Raw genomic sequence first — 17946 nt, 5'->3', positions numbered from 1 at the left:
GTGAAATAGGTCATTCAGGCTCTCCTTCGTAGTGGATTTACGAGTCTAGGAAGAGAACTCCGCAGGTCAAATCAACCCGCCCGATCACCGATGCTCTCTTGGCCGAAGGCGGCGCTACACCGCATCGGAATCTAAGGCACCGCCTCCCAGCACCGCACGATGCGTTTCGGGCGACACCAGAATCTGGCTGCCAATGGGCACATTGGCCTTCTCAACGTCGACAAGCAATACGACGACGCGCCAGGTCCGTTCCCGCTGTGCAGACGTCGGGGTGTTGCCGAAGTTGAAGTGCGCCATGTTGAGCTGGGCTTGAGCCTTGAATTCGCTTCCGCCAGGCGCGACAACAAGGACCTTTTCCGATAGGTTCTTCCAGCCATCTTGCACAGGGAAATCCGGCGCCAAGGTTAGGCCGATGCCGGAGAGCTGGAAGCGCTCTGCAACCGTCAGCAACACGATTCGTTTCACGCGATTGGACTCCTGCTTGGAATGACCGTTCCTGGCCGAATATAGCCTTTGCTGCGCCGGTTCTACCGCCCTCAAGCGCTAGCTGAAATTCCTTAGATTTGCCGCTCGTTGGGCTGCCTGGAAGGGCCGTGAACGATTCGACTGTGCGCAGTTCGCGCAGGTCTGTAGCTGCGGTTCATCCTTGCTCAGGACACTAACGCAATCATTTCCGACCACGAGGAATTCGCGTAGCTCTTCGTATAACCGGCCGGTCACGAAATGCGCACGGTGAAGCTCGAGAGCTTTCCACCCGCCCGCCGTGACCTCGAAAAGCCAGCCCGTCTTCAATGAGCACTCAGACCAGAATTCTGTCAGGTCGAGTTCATCGAGTACTCGGAATCCCCAGACCGAGGGAAACACCACGTCAGTGGCGAGCTCCGAACCTTCCACTCTCATCTTGAGGCCATCGCCCGCGTATGAGATGGACACGACCTCACACGTGGAGTCCGGCTGAAACGGGCCCGCTATGACCCTCACGACCGGCTTTAGACGAATCAGGTCCTCGCCCCGACCCACGGCCATGGCGATTTGATAGGCGACGTGCTCGGCTTGGCCCTTTCCTGGATGGTCGTCGGGAACGACCTCAATCGCCTCAACTTCAAGGCGGGTTCCAAGTTCAGAGTTCGCCCGATCCACACCAGCCAGTATCTCGGACACGTGATTCGACAGGTCAAACTGGACCGCGGCTTCCGTTTGATCCATCGCGAGTAGCCGAATCAACGTTGGGCCATTGGGCGGGGCCTTTCCAAATCGAACGGAAACCAGGACGCACTTCGGACCGGTCGCGTGCTGATAACGGTAGAAGACCGAGCGCTGGATGCGTGTGATGTCCATTATTGAGGGCGATTTTGAAAGACAGGTTCTGGCCGAAAGCGACTTGATTGTCTATTCCACCGCATCACGCAGATCCGTCAGCAGCTCCTCAAAATCGTCTTCGCTCACGCCAGATACCTCTTCGGGTAGGAGCCACATAGCTGTGGCATCGAGATGCGCAATAAGAGCCTCAGAGGTACCTTCGAGAAGCTTCCGCTTCGACCACGCTCGATAACCTGGCAACTGCACCAGCGCATAGTCCCGCGCACGAGCCTGGAGGTCGAGAGCGCGCTTCGCTACATCCAAATCTTCATTCATGGGCAATGCCTACATTGGTGCAGCGGCCGAACGAGCGCTCTGCAATGCATTCTGTCCGATGCTGCGAGTGTCTGGTAGTGGCCGCATTCTGCCGGTGAACGCTTCCGCTCAGAGCACGGCCTGCCCGGGTTTCCATTTCCAGCTGCCGGCGATGATCTCCAGATAGTCGTCATGCCCAAGCAGCAGAAAGTGACGCGCGTCGCGAGGGTGGCCTAGAGCCGCAAGCCAGAGCGAACCTTCCACCTCATACATCCCGGGGTCCGGACAAGCTCCCGTGGACAGCCAAAGGTCGTGAATTCGTTGAACGCAGGCTTCGGCAGTCTCGTCCTCTCGCATGTTGCTCGGGACGAGCGACCAGTCGTATGCCTCTTCCTCGACAACCTCCGTGTCGGCGAAAGCGGGGGTTTGTCGAACCCTTATGCAGTTCGAGAACTCAAGCTGCACCAGCCTGTGCCTGGAGCCGTGCCAATCGGATGCTTCGACGAAGTCCTCGGGGGCCGGGATGGTAGCTGCGACAGAATCGGCTGCCGCATCCAGACCGGCGGTTTTGAAGAACCCGATAAAGGTCACGTACGCGCTGCCGTTGACGTCTCGCTGGGTGACGCCAATGTGCGGAACCGACGGACTGACCTTCCAGGGAACCGTAGGCGGACGAAGACGTGGCTTCATGCCCGTTTTCCGCCGGCGAAGCTGCAAATCAGAAGGTTCATCGGAATGTCTGGTCTTGGCCGGTTTCGGGCTACGGCCTTTCCTTCGCCATCACGCCCGCAATTGCCTTCTCGAATACGCGGACGGATCGCACTTGTCCGTCATATTGATTCACGCGGGCCTCTGTGAGCACCAGCGCATCCGTGGGCTGGTCCTTCGCGATGTACAGCTCAAAGACAACTTCGTCTTCCTCCCAGTGCGTTCCAAGCGTGAGCTCGACATCGTCGGGAATGCGCCCGAACGACTCAAGCGCAGTTCGAGTTGCACGCCGAGCCGCCTCCTGCAAGGAAGCCAACGGGATTTTTTGCGGTCTGGTTGTCGCCATGTGGTCAGATTCTGTCGCGTCGGCGAGTGACTGGTCTTGGCCGACTGTAGCCGGTCGTGATGAAAGCGTTAGCGACTCAGGGCAGCGCACTCACCGTCGGCCAAGGCGCGGACCACGCCTGGCAGGGACAGCTTGTATTCCGGTCCTAGTCCCACATCGACTGCCCAAGGCTTGAACTCGCCACGCTGGCAGTCGCCCCGCCGCGCGGCGGCGATGCCTGCGCCCAGACGGGAGTCGAGGGACGATCCAGGCGTGTTGCCGAGCGTGCTGTTGGCTTGTTCTGCGAACGAGCGTGGGCGGCTCTTATCCATGTCTCGCAAGGCGCGGCGCGTGGCTTCGGAGTTCAGGTCGAGCGGTCGCGGCTGCGCTGTGGATGGCAGGTCGGGTGTCACAGGCGCGGCAGGTTCGGTTGCAGCGATGCTCGAGGCATCACGCCGGACAGCAGGCGCAATATCAGGCCGCGTGCGAGCGCGTACACCCAGTGCGCGGGCCGTCGATGGCACTGGGGATGATGTCGGCGGCAAGGCAGGCTTGGTGGGCGGATTCGGAGGCTCGACAGCGATCAAATGCACTGCGATACGCTGTACATCGGCGGCCGCCGGTATACCCGGTTTGCTCGCGATACTGAGGAAGCCGATCATCAGGCCGTGCAAGGCAGCGACGACGAGGACCAAGGCAAATCTGGTGGCGTAACGCTTCAAGTCACGCGGGGACGAAATCTGCATCGGTCGTTTCATCGTGCCGTTTGAAGCGATCTAGATAGCATGATCACCTGTTTCAAGCTGGAGGCTTTGGGGCTCATTTCTACGCCCTCCTCGAATGGCCGGTTGTGGCCGCATTCTGGCGCACGGCAGTGCAGCCTCAGCGCCGGACCAAGGTCCCATCGACCAGGTCGAAGGCTTCGCCGTTCACTGCTGTAATCGTCCCCTCAAACCGCAGGTCAAGTTTGTGCTCTGGATCCCAGCGCGGGTTGACGTACACGCTGGCGACGAGGTCGGGGTCGACCACAAGGGCCACTGAATCCACCTCCCCCATGACTTGGGCTCTGGTCAGGCCCGTGGGGACATCCCAAAAGTCGAGCCACTCACTGGCTTCGGCGTACCGGTAGTGCGCATAGATGAGGTCCAAGATGTCTTCGGCATGCTGTTCCGCATATTCAGAGAGCCTAGACGCCAGCTCAAGCATTGCCGCACTGGGTCGCCCGCCCGACGGCATCCGGAGTTCGACGGGCATGTCGCCGATGGCGGTGTGAACAACCGGATTCGATAACCAAGGGCCCATGGCGCGACGAAGTAAAGGGTGGTTTGGAGCGAATTCTGACCGGGGTCGGAAGGTCCCGTGTTGGCCGTTAGCCGGCGGGTTTCTTACAAAGCAGCGCCCTGTCTGTATCCGGGGTCGATGGTACGAAGCACTGCAGCGTTCCGTCCCGCCCGTCCAGATACAGCCTTCCGCAAGTCTCGCACTGCCACATCGACCGCAAGCTGTCGCCCCAGAAAATCTCTCGCGCCCTCATCGACAGAGCATCAAGTGTCAGTTGGCTTGCGACTGCGGCACCGATGACATGTTCGTCAAATGCGTCCCACTTCGCACACCAATCTTGGTCAGGCGTAAAGCGAGCCTTGTTTGGGGTGTCGTCGTTCCCGTCGTAGATTGTCGAACCGCAGTGGCAAGCAATTTTCATGGATCTAAACCCCTTTGCTTGCGAACTCTATCGCTTCGCCGACCGACTGCTTCTAACCGGCTGCAGCCGGACGCGACGGTCGTCAGTAGGCGCCGCCCCTAGGTACGCAGCCATCCGAGTCATGCAGCTTACCTTCAGCGAGCACGTTTTCCGTCTTGCAGACCTCGTTGAAGCTCCAGACCTCAAAGGCATCACCCGGAATTGCATGCTGTTCCAGATAGGCTTCAAATTCTTCGAGGTCCTCGAATGAAACGACACATGGACAACTTGCCCCTCGATAGAACCAGTGCTGAACAATGACAGGACCTCTAGCCAACGCATTCTTGATTTTCGCAAGGCTTGCTTCGGAAAGAATCTTGGCTCCTTCCTCAGTCCAATCGTCGGGGGCGTGGCGATCAGGAATTCGTTTCATAGGTTATCGCGAGAAGTGATTCTTTGGACTCGACCGCTCCGAGAGTAGACCGTGTTGAGCGGCTGCTCTTGGCCGACTGTAGCCGGTCGCGCTGCCCTCTCGAAGGACCCTCAAGAGACATCGGACTTCGCTGCGCCGCAGGCCCTCGCCCCAACCCTCCCCAAGGGGAGAGGGAGCACGACATCACTGCAGCGCGAACCGGTCCCGCTGCGCCTGCGCGCACTCACCCATCACGTTCAACGCACGCGACACCGCGGGCGTGCCGATCACAAACGGATTGGCCTCGTTCGCCGGCTGCTGCCGCAGCGCCGCCAGCCGGGTCTGCGAGCTGTCCATGGCCGAATGGTTCGACAGCAGCACATCGACGTTCTGCGCCTTCACCACCGTGTCCATGCGCCGGGTGGCGCCGATGTAGCTCTCCAGCCGCGGCAGGTTCTTGCCGAAGTTGAAGGCGGTGCCGCCCCAGAGCATCGCGCGGTGCTTCCGGCCGTTCGCGCTCACGTCGAACACGGGCGAGATCGTGCCCATGGTGTGGCCCGGCGTGATGTACAGCGTGACGGTGGTGTCGCCTAGCGTGAGGCGGTCGCCGTCCTTCGCCGACACATCGCCCGCGCCACGCTTGGGTGGTGCGCCCCAGACGGGCGTGGCGAACTCGAGCTTCGTCTCGGTCATCGTCCAGTCGGCCTCGCTCATCACCACGCGGGCGCGGTACTTCTGCGCAAGGTAGGGCGCACCGCCGTAGTGGTCGCCGTGGCCGTGGGTGACGACCACGTACTTGATCTGCGCCGGATCGAGCCCGAGCCTGCGCATGCCGCCTTCGATGAGCGCGGCGGCTTCCATCTGGTTGTTGAGCGCATCGATGAGGATGATGCCATCCGAGGTCTTGATCGCCCAGGCGCTCACCCAGTCGGCGCCCACGAAGTAGAGGTTGTCGAAGGCCTTGCCCGGCGGCGGTGCGGGCTTGTCGATGAGTGCCCTGAGGCCCTTGTCCATCTCGGCCTGCGGCGGCTGTGCGGCCGGCGCGGGCTTGCAGAGCGCCAGGAGCGGCGTGAGGTCGGTGCCGGCCGTGCGCGTGGCGGCGGCGACGTGCGCGGCCACGGTGGCTTCCGAAGGAGGTTGTTGCTGCGCCGGCGTTTGCGCGCAGCCTTGGGTGAAAGCGACAACCGCTGCCAGGGCGGTGGTCTTCAGCAGCAGGGTGCGTGAGTTCTCGCGAAGAAATGCCATCGGTGTCTCCATGCCGTCATTGCGGCCCGTTGTGGAGACACCATTCTGCGACTGCGAGGCTTATTCGATGGTCGCGCCCGAAGCTTGCACGATGCCCTTCCACTTCTCGTAGTCGGTCTTCAGCAGCGTGCCGAACTGCTCGGGCGTCATGCTCTGCGGCTCGGCGCCCTGGCCGATGATGGCGGCCTTCATTTCGGGCGTGGCCAGCAGCTTGTTGATCTCGGTGTTCAGCGTGGCGACGATGTCCTTGGGCGTGCCGGCCGGCACGAAGACGCCGTACCAGGTGCTCACGTCGAAGTCCTTGTAGCCGAGCTCGGCGACGGTGGGCGTGTCGGGCAGCGAGGTGCTGCGCTTTGCCGAGGTCACGGCCAGCGGACGCAGCTTGCCGGCCTTGATCTGCGCCATGGCCGAGGGCACCGACGACACCATCAGGTCGACGTTGCCCGCGAGCACGTCCATCATGGCCGCGTTGGAGCCCTTGTACGGCACGTGGCGCATCTTGATCTTGGCGGCGCTGTTGAAGATCTCGCCGGCCAGGTGGATGGTGGTGCCGTTGCCGGGCGAGCCGTAGGTGATGGTGTCGGGCGCGGCGCGCGCGGCCTTCACCACGTCGTCCAGCGTCTTGAACTTGGAGTTGGCCTGCGTGACGATCACGACCGGCGTGTAGGCCACGTGTGCCACGGCCGTGAGGTCCTTCACCGGGTTGTAGCTCAGGTTCTTGTAGAGCCAGGGCGCGACGACCATGTTGTCCTTCTGGCCCATCACGATGTCGTAGCCCGTGGGCGCGGCGCGCGCGGCCTCGGCGATGCCGATGGTGCCGCCGGCACCGCCGCGGTTGTCGGGCACCACGGTCCAGTGGTTGGTCTCGGTGAGCTTCTGCGCGACCAGGCGGGCGAGGATGTCGGTGCCGCCGCCGGGCGGGAAGGGCACGATCATGCGGATGGGCTTGGCGGGATAGGCCTGCGCGTGCGCAGCGGTGGCGAACGTGAGGGAAGCGGTCAGCGGGAGCGCCAGCGCGAAGGCCAGCGAGCGGGTGAATTTGCTGATGATCATGGGTTTGTCTCTTCGTCTGCCAAGTTCGGGTTGCAGCAGTGTCGATGGAAGCCTTCAGGCCTCACTGCACCAGGGGTGCAGTGTGCCGGAAGCGGCGCCAGGGGATTTTCTTCGTTCGCGATGGGCCCCGTATCCAGCGGCGGCGGCTTGACATGCGCGGTCCGGTGCCGAAGATGGAGCGCCGATCCACGCAGGAGACACCCATGCTCGGAAACATCAATGCAGTGGCCAATCTCGCAGTGAAAGACCTCGCGGTGGCCCGCCGGTTCTACGAAGACATCCTGGGCCTCGCGCAGATCGATGCGGAGGGCGACGAGGTCGTCGTCTACCGCAGCGGCAACACGCGCATCAACGTGTACCGCTCGTCGTTCGCCGGCACCAACCAGGCGACGGCCGTGACCTGGTCGGTCGATGGCGACATCGGGCGCCTCGTGGCCGCGCTCCAGGCCAAGGGCGTGCGCTTCGAGCACTACGACATTCCAGGCGCAACGCTCGAAGGCGACATCCACGTCACGGGCGACATGAAGGTCGCCTGGTTCAAGGACCCGGACGGCAACATCCTCAACCTCATCAACGATTGAGGCGTTGCCGCCGGTCGGCGATCAGCCGAAGTTCCGGGCGGCGAAGTCCCAGTTCACCAGCTTGGCCAGGAAGGTCTCGACGAACTTCGGGCGCAGGTTGCGGTAGTCGATGTAGTAGGCGTGTTCCCAGACGTCCACGGTCAGCAGCGCGGTGTCTGCAGTGGTCAGCGGCGTGCCGGCGGCGCCGGTGTTCACGATGTCCACCGATCCATCGGCCTTCTTCACGAGCCAGGTCCAGCCCGAACCGAAGTTGCCCACGGCCGACTTCACGAAGGCTTCCTTGAAAGCGTCGTAGCTGCCCCACTTGGCATCGATGGCCTTGGCCAGCGCGCCGGTCGGTGCGCCGCCGCCCTGGGGCTTCATGCAGTTCCAGAAGAAGGTGTGGTTCCAGATCTGGGCGGCGTTGTTGTAGATGCCGCCGCTGGCCTTCTTGATGATTTCTTCCAGCGTGAGGGCTTCGAACTCGGTGCCCTTCTGCAGGTTGTTCAGGTTCACCACGTAGGCGTTGTGGTGCTTGCCGTAGTGGTACTCGAGGGTCTCTTGCGAGTACTCGGGGGCCAGCGCGTCGAGGGCATAGGGCAGGGGTGGGAGCTTGTGTTCCATCGTGGGTCCTTCTTGGTGGTGGGTAAAACGTTCAGGCGCGGGGCGTGGGGCTGACCTGGTAGGCGCAGCGCCGCGCACCCGCGAGCACATGCTCGACGCGGCTGACGGTCACTTCGGGCCCCAGCACTTCGTCGAAGAGTTGCAGTTCACTGCGGCAGAAACCCGTGCAGGCCTGCGCCGCGGTGCAGATGGGGCAGTGGTTCTCGATGAAGAGAAAGCCGTCGCCCTCGGGCCGGAACTCGGCCATGTAGCCTTCGCGGCTGCGAATTTCCGCGAGCCGCTCCAGCCGCGACTTGAGGCTGCGCGCGCCGCGCATGGCTTCGGTGTAAGTGGCGCGCATCGCGTTCTCGCGCGCGCCGATCAGCTGGTCCATGCCCTTCTCGCCGAACACGCTGATCACGGCGCTGATCATCTGCACCGTCATTTCCGCGTGCGTGTCGGGAAAGCGCTTGTGGCCTTCGCCGGTGAGCCGCCAGATCTGCGTCGGCCGGCCGCGGCCGCTCGGGCGGCTCTCTGCGTCGACCAGGCCTTCGGCCTCCAGCTTGGCCATCTGCTGGCGCACCGCTTCCACCGTGACGCCCAGCACCTTGGCGATGTCGGGAATGCCGAGCGCGCCGCGGGTCTTGAGCGTGGAGAGGATGCGGTCTGCCGGCTGGTGCGGCTGCCAGGCGGGCACGTTCGGCTTCGTGGGGGGGTTGTGCATGGGGGCTTGCTATTTATCAAGCAATTGCTTTGATTATTGGTTGAGGTCGGCCGCACTGTCGAGTGCGGCACCGCAATGACCCCGCCCAGTTCCGGGCCATGCGGCGGCGCGGGCGTTTTTACGCTTTCTTTATGCGGCCCCGCCGACTCTGTTCCCCGTTTTTACGGGCGCCTGCCGAGACTGAAGCCCTTGTGTTTCGCTCCAGGAGCAATTGAATGGACATCGTCTGGATGAGCGCCTTGCTGGCGCTATGGGCCGTGGTGGCGGCCATGGTCGTCGGGCTGAACAGGCTCGAGGGCCCCAACCCACCCAAAAGCAGCAACGGAGACGCATCGTGATCAGCCTCCAAGTCCTCTACGGATTCGGCGCGCTCATCGCCGTGATCCTGTTCGCCTACCTCGTCTTCGCGCTGATCTGCGCCGAGGAATTCTGAAATGACCGCCTCCGCCTGGGGCCTGCTGGCCCTCTTCCTTGCCGCACTCGGTGTGCTGGCGTGGCCCGTCGGCAAATTCCTTGCCGCTCTCTGCAACGAGCGCGTGCCGCGCTGGATGCAGCGCGTCGAGGCGCCGCTCTACAAGCTCGCGGGCACCTCGCCCGAGCGCTCGATGAACTGGCGCACCTACGCGCTGGCGCTGCTGGCCTTCAACCTCCTCGGTGCCGTCGCCGTCTACGCGCTTCAGCGCCTGCAGGGCGTGCTGCCGCTGAACCCGGCCGGCATGGGCGCGGTGTCGGCCGACTCGGCCTTCAACACCGCGGTGAGCTTCGTCAGCAACACCAACTGGCAGGGCTATGCCGGCGAGTCGACCATGAGCTATCTCACGCAGATGCTCGGCCTGACGGTGCAGAACTTCTTCTCGGCCGCCACCGGCATTGCGGTGGCCTTCGCGCTGGTGCGTGGCTTCGCGCGCAGGGGGAACGGGGGGGGTGGGGGCAAGGGCCTGGTCGGCAACTTCTGGGCCGACATCACCCGCGTCACGCTGTGGGTGCTGCTGCCGCTGTCGTTCGTGCTCGCGATCTTCTTCGTGGGCCAGGGCGTGATCCAGAACTTCGACGCCTACAAGGATGTGGCCACCGTCGAGACCACCGCCTTCCAGCAGCCGAAGAACGGTGCCGACGGCCAGCCGCTGAAGGACGAGAAGGGCGCCCCGGTGATGGAAGACGCCACCACCAAGACACAGACGCTCGCCATGGGCCCGGTCGCTTCGCAGGAAGCGATCAAGATGGTCGGCACCAACGGTGGCGGCTTCTTCAACGCCAACTCGGCGCATCCCTACGAGAACCCGACCGCGCTCGCCAACCTGCTGCAGATGATCGCGATCTTCCTGATCCCGGCGGCGCTGTGCTTCGCCTTCGGCCATGTGGTGGGTGACATGCGCCAGGGCTGGGCCGTGCTTGCGGCGATGACGATCATGTTCGTCGTCGCGGTGATCGTGATCACGCCCGCCGAGCAGGCCGGCAATCCGTTGTTCGGCGCGCTCGGCGTCGACCAGGTCTCGAGCGCACTGCAATCCGGCGGCAACATGGAAGGCAAGGAAGTGCGCTTCGGCATCGACGCCTCGGCCCTCTTCGCCGCCATCACCACCGCCGCCTCGTGCGGCGCCGTGAACGCGATGCACGACTCGCTCACCCCGCTCGGCGGCATGGTGCCGATGGTGCTCATGCAATTGGGTGAAGTGGTGTTCGGCGGCGTCGGCAGCGGCCTCTACGGCATGCTGATCTTCGCGATGCTCGCCGTGTTCATCGCGGGCCTGATGATCGGTCGCACGCCCGAGTACCTGGGCAAGAAGATCGAAGTGCGCGAGATGAAGCTCATCTCCATCGCCATCCTGGTCACGCCGATCCTGGTGCTGGCCGGCACCGCGGTGGCGGTGATCGCGGGCGCCGGCAAGGCCGGCATCGCGAACCCGGGCGCACACGGCTTCTCGGAAATCCTCTACGCGCTGACTTCTGCCGCCAACAACAACGGCAGCGCCTTCGCCGGCCTCTCGGCCAACACGCCCTTCTACAACGGCCTGCTCGCGCTGGCCATGTGGCTCGGCCGCTTCGCGATGATCGTGCCGGTGCTGGCCATTGCCGGTTCGCTGGCCGCCAAGAAGCGCCTGCCCGTCACCGGCGGCACGCTGCCCACGCACGGCCCGCTGTTCGTCTCTTTGCTGATCGGCACCGTGCTGCTGGTCGGCTTGCTCAACTACGTTCCGGCGCTGGCCCTGGGTCCGATCGTCGAACACCTCGTGCTCTGGAAATAAGAAGGAGCGCACCATGACTGCCAACACCAAAACATCTCTTTCGCTGTTCGATGCAGCGCTGGTCAAGCCCGCCCTCTGGGACGCCTTCGCCAAGCTGAATCCGCGCACCCAGTGGCGCAACCCGGTGATGTTCATCGTCTACATCGGGAGCATCCTCACCAGCCTGCTCTGGGTGCATTCGCTGAGCTTCCCGGGCGACACCGGCATGAAGCCCGCCTTCGTGCTCGCCGTGACCGTCTGGCTGTGGTTCACCGTGCTGTTCGCGAACTTCGCGGAAGCCCTCGCCGAGGGCCGCAGCAAGGCGCAGGCCGCGTCGCTGCGCGGTCTTCGCAAGGACACCTGGGCCAAGAAGCTGCAGGAGCCGCACCACGGCGCGCAATGGTTGCCCGAACAGGCGCCCAACCTGCGCAAGGGCGACGTCGTGCTGGTCGAGACCGGCGATGTGGTCCCGCTCGACGGCGAAGTGATCGAAGGCGTGGCCTCGGTCGACGAAAGCGCCATCACCGGCGAATCGGCACCCGTGGTGCGCGAATCGGGCGGCGACTTCTCTGCAGTGACCGGCGGCACCCGCGTGCTGTCCGACTGGCTGGTGGTGCGCGTCTCGGTGAACCCGGGCGAATCGTTCCTCGATCGCATGATCGGCATGGTCGAAGCGGCCAAGCGCCAGAAGACGCCGAACGAGATCGCGCTGACGATTCTGCTGGTCGCGCTCACCATCGTGTTTCTGATGGTCACCGTCACGCTGCTGCCGTTCTCGGTGTTCAGCGTGGAGGCTGCGGGCGCGGGCACTGTGGTGTCGCTCACCGCATTGGTGGCGCTCTTGGTATGCCTGATTCCGACGACCATCGGCGGGCTGCTCTCGGCCGTCGGCGTGGCCGGCATGAGCCGCATGATGCAGGCCAACGTGATCGCCACTTCGGGTCGCGCCGTGGAAGCGGCCGGCGACGTCGACGTGCTGCTGCTCGACAAGACCGGCACCATCACGCACGGCAATCGCCAGGCCAGCGCCTTCCTGCCCGCGCCCGGCGTACCGAAGGGCCGCCTCGCGCGCGCCGCGATGCTCGCTTCGCTGGCCGACGAAACGCCCGAAGGCCGCAGCATCGTCGAGCTCGCGCGCCGCGACGGCCTGGAGGCCGCGTCTGTCGAAGGCGCCCGTTTCGTGCCCTTCACCGCGCAGACCCGCATGAGCGGCGTCGACCTGCCTGCAGCGCCCAACAGCCTGGACACCGACGTCATCCTGCTGCGCAAGGGCGCGGTCGAGGCGATCCGTCGCCATGTCGAATCGCTGGGCGGCAGCGTGCCGCCCGAGATGCTGCGCGCCGCCGAGGAAACCGCGCGCCGCGGCAGCACGCCGCTGGCCGTGGCCGAGGGCGACCGCGTGCTCGGCGTGGTCGAGCTCAAGGACATCGTCAAGACCGGCATCAAGGACCGCTTCGCCGAGTTGCGCCGCATGGGCATCAAGACGGTGATGATCACCGGCGACAACAAGCTCACGGCAGCCGCCATCGCCGCCGAAGCGGGCGTGGACGACTTCCTCGCCGAAGCCACGCCCGAGGACAAGCTCGCGCTGATCCGCAAGTACCAGGCCGAAGGCCGCCTGGTCGCGATGACCGGCGACGGCACCAACGACGCACCCGCACTCGCCCAAGCCGACGTGGCCGTGGCCATGGGCAGCGGCACGCAGGCCGCCAAGGAAGCCGGCAACATGGTCGACCTGGACTCCAACCCGACCAAGCTGCTCGAAGTGGTGGAGACCGGCAAGGCGCTGCTCATGACGCGCGGCTCGCTCACCACCTTCTCGATCGCGAACGACGTGGCGAAGTACTTCGCGATCATTCCGGCGATCTTCGTGTCGACCTATCCGCAGCTGGGCGCGCTCAACGTGATGCGCCTGGCGAGCCCGTCGTCGGCCATTCTTTCGGCGGTGATCTTCAACGCGCTCGTCATCGTGTTCCTGATTCCGCTCGCGCTCAAGGGTGTGCGCTACCGGCCGGTGGGCGCAGCCGCGCTGCTGCGCCGCAACCTGGCCATCTACGGCCTGGGCGGCCTACTCGTCCCTTTCATCGGCATCAAGTTGATCGACTGGCTGCTCGTCGCAGTCCACCTGGTCTGAGGAGTTTTTCTCATGAACAACAACAGCAGCATTCTTCGCCCCGCCATCGTGCTCTTCGCACTGCTGAGCGCACTCACCGGGCTCATCTATCCGATGGCCGTCACCGGCGCCGCGAAGGCGGTATTTCCTAAGGAGGCGGCGGGCAGCCTGATCGTGCTCGACGGCACGACGGTCGGCTCCAAATTCATCGGCCAGAACTTCAGCGATCCGAAGCACTTCTGGGGCCGCCCGTCGGCCACCGCGCCGCAGCCCTACAACGCGAGCGCCTCGGGCGGCGCGAACCAGGGCCCGCTCAACCCGGCGCTGACTGATGCGATCAAGGCGCGCGTCGAAGCCCTGCGCGCCGCGGACCCGGGAAACACCGCGCCGGTGCCGGTCGATCTCGTCACGGCGTCGGCCAGCGGGCTCGACCCGGACATCAGCCCCGCCGCCGCGCACTACCAGGCGGCCCGCGTTGCGCGCGTGCGCGGCGTGCCGGTCGAACAGATCAACGCGCTGATCGAGAAGAACACCCAGGGCGCGCTCTGGGGCCTGCTCGGTGAATCGCGCGTCAACGTTCTCGCACTGAATCTCGCGCTCGATGCTTCGGTGCGCTGAGGAGAAAAGCCATGGCCTATGCCGCTTACCGTGAACACCCTGGCGTGCTGCGAACGCACGCTCCCATGACCACTACGAGCCCGTTCTATGTGCTCGACGTCACCGTCTGCTGTGCCGACGCACTGCGCGTGCGCCGCAGCATCGCGGGCTGCCCCGATGCGGGCGTGGTGCGCTGCGAGCCGCTGCTGCACGCGCTCTGCTCGCAGGAGAGCGATGCACCTTGCGTGCGCTTGATGATCCGCCTGCCCATCGCCAGCTACGCCGAGGTGCTGCACCGGCTGATCGAGCGCGTGCCCTCGGGCGAGATCGGCCGGCTCGTGAGCTGGCGCGAGCACCTGACGCGCTGCGGCCTGCGCGATGGTCACTGACCTCTTTCACGCGCTGCTGGCGCTCGCGGCCCTCTTCGTGCCGCTGGTCTTCGCCTGGTGGGTGCTCTCGCGCACCGCGCGGCGGCACGAGGCCAGGCGCCGCAAGGGCGGCCCGATGCGATAACCTGCGCAGCCACCGCCATGCACGACGCCCGCCCCGACCCCGACGCCCTGATTGCGCAGCTGCGCAACGACGAGGCGCGCGCCCTGCGCGGCAAGCTGCGCATCTACTTCGGCGCCAGCGCTGGCGTCGGCAAGACCTGGGCAATGCTGAGCGCCGCCCAACGCGAGCGGGCCGCAGGGCGCGACGTGCTCATCGGCGTGGTCGAGACCCACGGCCGCAGCGAAACCGCCGCGCTGCTCGCGGGGCTCGATACGCTGCCGCTGCGCGAGCTGGCCTACCGCGGCCGCACGCTCGCCGAGTTCGACCTCGATGCGGCCCTTGCGCGCAGGCCCGCCGTGCTGCTGGTCGACGAACTGGCCCACACCAACGCCCCCGGTTCGCGCCATGCCAAGCGCTGGCAGGACGTGCAGGAGCTGCTGGCCGCGGGCATCGAGGTCTGGTCGGCCCTCAACGTGCAGCACCTCGAGAGCCTGAACGGCACGGTCGGCGCCATCACGGGCGTGCGCGTGCACGAGACCGTGCCGGACACCGTGCTCGACGAGGCAGACGAGGTGGTGCTGGTCGATGTCACGCCCGACGAACTCACCGCGCGACTCGCGGCCGGCAAGGTGTACCTGCCGCAGCAGGCCGAGCGCGCGGCGCAGAATTTCTTTCGCAAGGGCAACCTGATCGCGCTGCGCGAGATTGCGCTGCGCCGCACCGCCGAGCATGTGGAAGACGATGTGCGCGGCTGGCGGGTCGAGCAGTCGGGCGCGACCGGCAATGGACAAGGCGGGGCGCTGCAGGCCTGGAACACCTCGGGCGCGATCCTCGCCTGCGTCGGCCCGCACGAAGGCGCGGCACAGACGGTGCGCACCGCGGCGCGCCTCGCGGGCCAGTTGAATGTGCGCTGGCATGCGGCCTATGTCGAGACGCCCCGGTTGCAGCGCCTGGCCGCAGCGGAGCGAGACCGCATCCTCGCGGTGCTTAAGCTGGCCGAGGAACTGGGCGCGGCCACCGCGGTGCTCACCGGCTCCGACGTGGCCGAGCAACTGTCCGAGCAGGCCCGCAGGCTCAACTGCGCGACGCTGGTCATGGGGCGTTCGGAACCGGCGAGCGGCTGGCGCCGCTGGTGGCCCGCCGCGTCGGTCTCGTTGCCGCGCGCGCTGGCGCAACGCGCGCCCGCGCTCGACATCCTGGAGGTCGGCCGCGCCGACAGCGCGCGCCGCCTGGCACGCACGCCGCTCAACACCCCGCGTGCCGACAACGACGATCACGAGAAGGCGCCCGTCCACTGGCCCGGCTATGCCTGGGCGACGGCCACCAGCGTGGCGCTCACGCTGCTCTGCACGCCGCTGACCGGCGTGCTCGAACTGTCGAACATCGTGATGCTGTTCCTGCTCGGCGTGGTCGGTGTCGCGATGCGCTTCGGGCGCGGTCCTTCGGCGCTGGCGGCGATGCTCAACGTGGGCGCGTTCGATTACTTCTTCGTGCCGCCGCGGCTGTCTTTCGCGGTGAGCGATGTGCAGTACGTGCTGACCTTCGCGATCATGCTGGGCGTCGGCCTGCTGGTGGGACAGCTCACCGCTGGGCTGCGTTTTGCGGCGGGCGTATCGACCAGCCGCGAGCGGCGCGCGCGCTCATTGTTCGAACTCACGCGCGAACTCTCGGCGGCGCTGGAGAGCACGCAGGTCGTCACGCTCGGTGCCTCCGCGGTGCAGGGCCATTTCGGCGGCCACGCGATGGTGCTGGTGACCGATGCGGCCGACCAGCTCGTGCTGCCGAAGGAACCCCCCGAGGGCTTCGACGCCCAGGTGGCCGACTGGGCCTTCCGCCACGGCCAGCCCGCCGGCCTCGCGACCGCCACGCTGGCCGCGCAACCCTGGCACTACGTGCCGCTGCAGGCGCCGATGCGCGTGCGCGGCGTGCTGGCGCTGTCGCCCGCGCAGCCGCGCTGGCTGCTGATTCCGGAGCAGGCGCAGCAGCTCGACACGCTGGCCCGGCAGATCGCGATCGCGCTGGAGCGCGTGCACTACGTCGAGGTGGCGCAGCAGGCCGTGGTCGAGATGGAGTCGGAGCGGCTGCGCAACGCGTTGCTCGGCGCGATCTCGCACGACGTGCGCACGCCGCTCACCGCGCTGATCGCGCTGGCCGAATCGCTGCAGACCCTGCCGCCCGAAGAGCATGCCGATGCCGCACGCGCGATCGTCGCGCAGGCGCACGAGTTGCATGCGCTGGTCAACAACCTGCTCGACATGGCGCGGCTCGAAAGCGGCATCGCCGGCGGCGCGGTGAACCTGCGGCGCGACTGGCAGTCGGTCGAGGAGGTGGTGGGCTCGTCGATCCGCGCCGCGCGCACCTCGCTGGGCGATGCCGTCGTGCAGACCGCGCTCGATGCGGACCTTCCGCTCGTCGAGTTCGATGCGGTGCTGATCGAGCGCGTGCTCGTCAACCTGCTGGAAAACGCCACCAAATACGGTGCGCCGCCCATCGTGGTGGGCGCGCGCGCCGAGCCCGGCACGCTGGTGCTCACGGTGCGCGACCACGGCCCCGGGTTGCCCGCGGCGCTGCTGGGCCGCGAACAGAAACTGTTCGACAAGTTCACTCGCGGCGAGGCCGAGTCTGCCACCCCGGGTGTCGGGCTGGGCCTTGCGATCTGCCGCGCGGTGGTGAGCGCGCACGGCGGAGAAATCACGGCTGCCAACGCGCGCGACGGCGGTGCAGAATTCACCGTCACCCTGCCACGCCGCGAGCCGCCCGAACCGGCCGAAGCCCAACTCTGAAGCCATGCCATCCCCCACCGCCATCGTGATCGAGGACGAGCCGCAGATCCGCCGCTTCGTGCGCGGCGCGCTCGAGGCCGAGCGCTGGCTGGTGCATGAGGCAGGCACGCTGCGCGACGGGCTGGCGGCAGCGGGCACGCGGCAACCCGACCTGCTGGTGCTCGACCTGGGGCTGCCGGATGGCGATGGCGTCTCATTGATCCGCGACGTGCGCGGCTGGTCGGCCGTGCCGATCATCGTGCTGTCCGCCCGCACCGACGAGGCCGACAAGATCGCCGCGCTCGATGCCGGTGCCGACGACTACCTCACCAAGCCCTTCGGCACCGGCGAGTTGCTCGCACGCGTGCGCGCCAACCTGCGCCGTCCGCGCGCAGCCGGTGGTGGCAACGACGAGCCCGCCGAAGCCGTCTTCCGGTTCGGCGAGATCGAACTCGACCGCGCCGCACGCATCGTGCGCCGCGCCGGCGCGGAGGTGCACCTGACGCCGACCGAGTACCGGCTGCTGTCGGTGCTGGTCGCTAATGCGGGCCGCGTGCTCACGCAGCGGCAGTTGCTGCGCGAGGTATGGGGGCCTTCGCATACGGACCAGAGCCATTACCTGCGCATCTACATGGGGCATTTGCGGCAGAAGCTGGAAAGCGATCCTGCACAGCCTCGGCATTTGTTGACGGAGACTGCTGTGGGGTATCGGCTGGTTGTGTAGCTTTCCAGGGTTTGCGGCGATGGGTGCTGTGCCCTTGGGCGGCCGACGTCACCGGCCGCTTCGCGGCTTCCCTGCGCTGCTCGCGACGGGCGGGGTCTCGCCGAACTC

General features: G+C 65.8%; 22 protein-coding genes. 10 read left to right on the top strand and 12 right to left on the bottom strand.

All coding sequences use genetic code 11. From position 1 onward, the window contains the following. Nucleotides 1-114: 114 nt before the first annotated feature. From M2282_RS30625 to M2282_RS30580, 10 genes are all read right to left on the bottom strand, one after another. Nucleotides 115-465 (bottom strand): hypothetical protein, encoded by a 351-nt coding sequence (locus M2282_RS30625; protein ID WP_280812537.1) that lies wholly within the window; start codon nucleotides 463-465, stop codon nucleotides 115-117. 78 nt (nucleotides 466-543) lie between these two features. Continuing rightward, nucleotides 544-1338 (bottom strand): hypothetical protein, encoded by a 795-nt coding sequence (locus M2282_RS30620; RefSeq protein ID WP_280812536.1) that lies wholly within the window; start codon nucleotides 1336-1338, stop codon nucleotides 544-546. Nucleotides 1339-1389: 51 nt separating this feature from the next. Then, entirely contained in the window at nucleotides 1390-1635 is a 246-nt protein-coding gene (locus tag M2282_RS30615; RefSeq protein ID WP_280812535.1) for a hypothetical protein, read from the bottom strand. Between the two features lie 108 nt (nucleotides 1636-1743). Next, nucleotides 1744-2304, bottom strand: a complete 561-nt coding sequence (locus M2282_RS30610; RefSeq protein WP_280812534.1) for a hypothetical protein — start codon at nucleotides 2302-2304, stop codon at nucleotides 1744-1746. A 70-nt stretch (nucleotides 2305-2374) separates the two neighbouring features. After that, a complete protein-coding gene (locus M2282_RS30605) occupies nucleotides 2375-2668 on the bottom strand; it encodes a hypothetical protein (RefSeq protein WP_280812533.1) in 294 nt (97 codons plus the stop codon). 68 nt (nucleotides 2669-2736) lie between these two features. Continuing rightward, entirely contained in the window at nucleotides 2737-3405 is a 669-nt protein-coding gene (locus M2282_RS30600; RefSeq protein ID WP_280812532.1) for a hypothetical protein, read from the bottom strand. A 124-nt stretch (nucleotides 3406-3529) separates the two neighbouring features. Further along, nucleotides 3530-3901: a hypothetical protein gene (locus tag M2282_RS30595; RefSeq protein WP_280812531.1), complete on the bottom strand. Its 372-nt coding sequence runs from the start codon at nucleotides 3899-3901 to the stop codon at nucleotides 3530-3532. Between the two features lie 530 nt (nucleotides 3902-4431). Then, the gene (locus M2282_RS30590) at nucleotides 4432-4761 is read right to left on the bottom strand and encodes a hypothetical protein (protein WP_176656916.1); all 330 of its coding nucleotides are present in this window, start codon (nucleotides 4759-4761) and stop codon (nucleotides 4432-4434) included. Between the two features lie 183 nt (nucleotides 4762-4944). After that, nucleotides 4945-5985: an MBL fold metallo-hydrolase gene (locus M2282_RS30585; RefSeq protein ID WP_280812530.1), complete on the bottom strand. Its 1041-nt coding sequence runs from the start codon at nucleotides 5983-5985 to the stop codon at nucleotides 4945-4947. A gap of 60 nt (nucleotides 5986-6045) precedes the next feature. Further along, nucleotides 6046-7038, bottom strand: coding sequence for a Bug family tripartite tricarboxylate transporter substrate binding protein (locus M2282_RS30580; RefSeq protein WP_280812529.1), 993 nt, complete (start codon nucleotides 7036-7038; stop codon nucleotides 6046-6048). Between the two features lie 203 nt (nucleotides 7039-7241). Here M2282_RS30580 and M2282_RS30575 point away from each other — a divergent pair, with 203 nt between their 5' ends. Beyond that, complete coding sequence (locus tag M2282_RS30575; protein ID WP_280812528.1) at nucleotides 7242-7619, top strand: VOC family protein; 378 nt, start codon at nucleotides 7242-7244, stop codon at nucleotides 7617-7619. 21 nt (nucleotides 7620-7640) lie between these two features. Here M2282_RS30575 and M2282_RS30570 read toward each other — a convergent pair whose 3' ends face one another. Then, the gene (locus M2282_RS30570) at nucleotides 7641-8222 is read right to left on the bottom strand and encodes a superoxide dismutase (protein WP_280812527.1); all 582 of its coding nucleotides are present in this window, start codon (nucleotides 8220-8222) and stop codon (nucleotides 7641-7643) included. Between the two features lie 31 nt (nucleotides 8223-8253). After that, nucleotides 8254-8925: a helix-turn-helix transcriptional regulator gene (locus M2282_RS30565; protein ID WP_280812526.1), complete on the bottom strand. Its 672-nt coding sequence runs from the start codon at nucleotides 8923-8925 to the stop codon at nucleotides 8254-8256. Nucleotides 8926-9140: 215 nt separating this feature from the next. Here M2282_RS30565 and M2282_RS30560 point away from each other — a divergent pair, with 215 nt between their 5' ends. The 9 genes from M2282_RS30560 (at nucleotide 9141) to kdpE (ending at nucleotide 17838) form a co-directional block, all read left to right on the top strand. Then, nucleotides 9141-9263 (top strand): hypothetical protein, encoded by a 123-nt coding sequence (locus M2282_RS30560; RefSeq protein ID WP_280812525.1) that lies wholly within the window; start codon nucleotides 9141-9143, stop codon nucleotides 9261-9263. Continuing rightward, entirely contained in the window at nucleotides 9260-9358 is a 99-nt protein-coding gene (gene kdpF, locus M2282_RS30555) for a K(+)-transporting ATPase subunit F (RefSeq protein WP_042581336.1), read from the top strand. The genes M2282_RS30560 and kdpF overlap by 4 nt, the downstream gene beginning before the upstream one ends. Before the next feature lies 1 nt (nucleotide 9359). Further along, nucleotides 9360-11171 (top strand): potassium-transporting ATPase subunit KdpA, encoded by a 1812-nt coding sequence (gene kdpA / locus M2282_RS30550; RefSeq protein WP_280812524.1) that lies wholly within the window; start codon nucleotides 9360-9362, stop codon nucleotides 11169-11171. A gap of 13 nt (nucleotides 11172-11184) precedes the next feature. Beyond that, complete coding sequence (kdpB, locus tag M2282_RS30545; RefSeq protein WP_280812523.1) at nucleotides 11185-13284, top strand: potassium-transporting ATPase subunit KdpB; 2100 nt, start codon at nucleotides 11185-11187, stop codon at nucleotides 13282-13284. A gap of 12 nt (nucleotides 13285-13296) precedes the next feature. Then, nucleotides 13297-13881: a potassium-transporting ATPase subunit KdpC gene (gene kdpC / locus M2282_RS30540; protein ID WP_280812522.1), complete on the top strand. Its 585-nt coding sequence runs from the start codon at nucleotides 13297-13299 to the stop codon at nucleotides 13879-13881. A gap of 65 nt (nucleotides 13882-13946) precedes the next feature. Then, nucleotides 13947-14249 (top strand): hypothetical protein, encoded by a 303-nt coding sequence (locus tag M2282_RS30535; protein ID WP_280812521.1) that lies wholly within the window; start codon nucleotides 13947-13949, stop codon nucleotides 14247-14249. Next, nucleotides 14239-14373, top strand: coding sequence for a hypothetical protein (locus M2282_RS30530; protein ID WP_280812520.1), 135 nt, complete (start codon nucleotides 14239-14241; stop codon nucleotides 14371-14373). The genes M2282_RS30535 and M2282_RS30530 overlap by 11 nt, the downstream gene beginning before the upstream one ends. Nucleotides 14374-14390: 17 nt before the next feature. Then, nucleotides 14391-17135: a DUF4118 domain-containing protein gene (locus tag M2282_RS30525; RefSeq protein ID WP_280812519.1), complete on the top strand. Its 2745-nt coding sequence runs from the start codon at nucleotides 14391-14393 to the stop codon at nucleotides 17133-17135. Nucleotides 17136-17139: 4 nt separating this feature from the next. After that, nucleotides 17140-17838 (top strand): two-component system response regulator KdpE, encoded by a 699-nt coding sequence (gene kdpE / locus M2282_RS30520; RefSeq protein ID WP_280812518.1) that lies wholly within the window; start codon nucleotides 17140-17142, stop codon nucleotides 17836-17838. Nucleotides 17839-17946 lie beyond the last annotated feature (108 nt).

Origin of the sequence: Variovorax boronicumulans, assembly GCF_029892485.1 — a bacterium.
Classification (GTDB): Bacteria; Pseudomonadota; Gammaproteobacteria; order Burkholderiales; family Burkholderiaceae_C; genus Variovorax; species Variovorax boronicumulans_B.
Note: the sequence above shows the minus strand (reverse complement) of the source record. Positions and strands in the feature narration are given on the sequence as shown.

What these genes read in the sequence shown, in the direction of transcription:
- M2282_RS30575 (WP_280812528.1), top strand. Translation starts at nt 7,242, where the DNA reads ATGCTCGGAAACATCAATGCAGTGGCCAATCTCGCAGTGAAAGACCTC.
- M2282_RS30590 (WP_176656916.1), bottom strand. Translation starts at nt 4,761, where the DNA reads ATGAAACGAATTCCTGATCGCCACGCCCCCGACGATTGGACTGAGGAA.
- M2282_RS30530 (WP_280812520.1), top strand. Translation starts at nt 14,239, where the DNA reads ATGGTCACTGACCTCTTTCACGCGCTGCTGGCGCTCGCGGCCCTCTTC.
- M2282_RS30580 (WP_280812529.1), bottom strand. Translation starts at nt 7,038, where the DNA reads ATGATCATCAGCAAATTCACCCGCTCGCTGGCCTTCGCGCTGGCGCTC.
- M2282_RS30610 (WP_280812534.1), bottom strand. Translation starts at nt 2,304, where the DNA reads ATGAAGCCACGTCTTCGTCCGCCTACGGTTCCCTGGAAGGTCAGTCCG.
- kdpE (WP_280812518.1), top strand. Translation starts at nt 17,140, where the DNA reads ATGCCATCCCCCACCGCCATCGTGATCGAGGACGAGCCGCAGATCCGC.
- kdpC (WP_280812522.1), top strand. Translation starts at nt 13,297, where the DNA reads ATGAACAACAACAGCAGCATTCTTCGCCCCGCCATCGTGCTCTTCGCA.
- M2282_RS30605 (WP_280812533.1), bottom strand. Translation starts at nt 2,668, where the DNA reads ATGGCGACAACCAGACCGCAAAAAATCCCGTTGGCTTCCTTGCAGGAG.
- M2282_RS30615 (WP_280812535.1), bottom strand. Translation starts at nt 1,635, where the DNA reads ATGAATGAAGATTTGGATGTAGCGAAGCGCGCTCTCGACCTCCAGGCT.
- M2282_RS30570 (WP_280812527.1), bottom strand. Translation starts at nt 8,222, where the DNA reads ATGGAACACAAGCTCCCACCCCTGCCCTATGCCCTCGACGCGCTGGCC.
- M2282_RS30525 (WP_280812519.1), top strand. Translation starts at nt 14,391, where the DNA reads ATGCACGACGCCCGCCCCGACCCCGACGCCCTGATTGCGCAGCTGCGC.
- M2282_RS30565 (WP_280812526.1), bottom strand. Translation starts at nt 8,925, where the DNA reads ATGCACAACCCCCCCACGAAGCCGAACGTGCCCGCCTGGCAGCCGCAC.
- M2282_RS30560 (WP_280812525.1), top strand. Translation starts at nt 9,141, where the DNA reads ATGGACATCGTCTGGATGAGCGCCTTGCTGGCGCTATGGGCCGTGGTG.
- M2282_RS30585 (WP_280812530.1), bottom strand. Translation starts at nt 5,985, where the DNA reads ATGGCATTTCTTCGCGAGAACTCACGCACCCTGCTGCTGAAGACCACC.
- M2282_RS30595 (WP_280812531.1), bottom strand. Translation starts at nt 3,901, where the DNA reads ATGCCCGTCGAACTCCGGATGCCGTCGGGCGGGCGACCCAGTGCGGCA.
- M2282_RS30600 (WP_280812532.1), bottom strand. Translation starts at nt 3,405, where the DNA reads ATGAAACGACCGATGCAGATTTCGTCCCCGCGTGACTTGAAGCGTTAC.
- kdpA (WP_280812524.1), top strand. Translation starts at nt 9,360, where the DNA reads ATGACCGCCTCCGCCTGGGGCCTGCTGGCCCTCTTCCTTGCCGCACTC.
- M2282_RS30620 (WP_280812536.1), bottom strand. Translation starts at nt 1,338, where the DNA reads ATGGACATCACACGCATCCAGCGCTCGGTCTTCTACCGTTATCAGCAC.
- M2282_RS30535 (WP_280812521.1), top strand. Translation starts at nt 13,947, where the DNA reads ATGACCACTACGAGCCCGTTCTATGTGCTCGACGTCACCGTCTGCTGT.
- kdpB (WP_280812523.1), top strand. Translation starts at nt 11,185, where the DNA reads ATGACTGCCAACACCAAAACATCTCTTTCGCTGTTCGATGCAGCGCTG.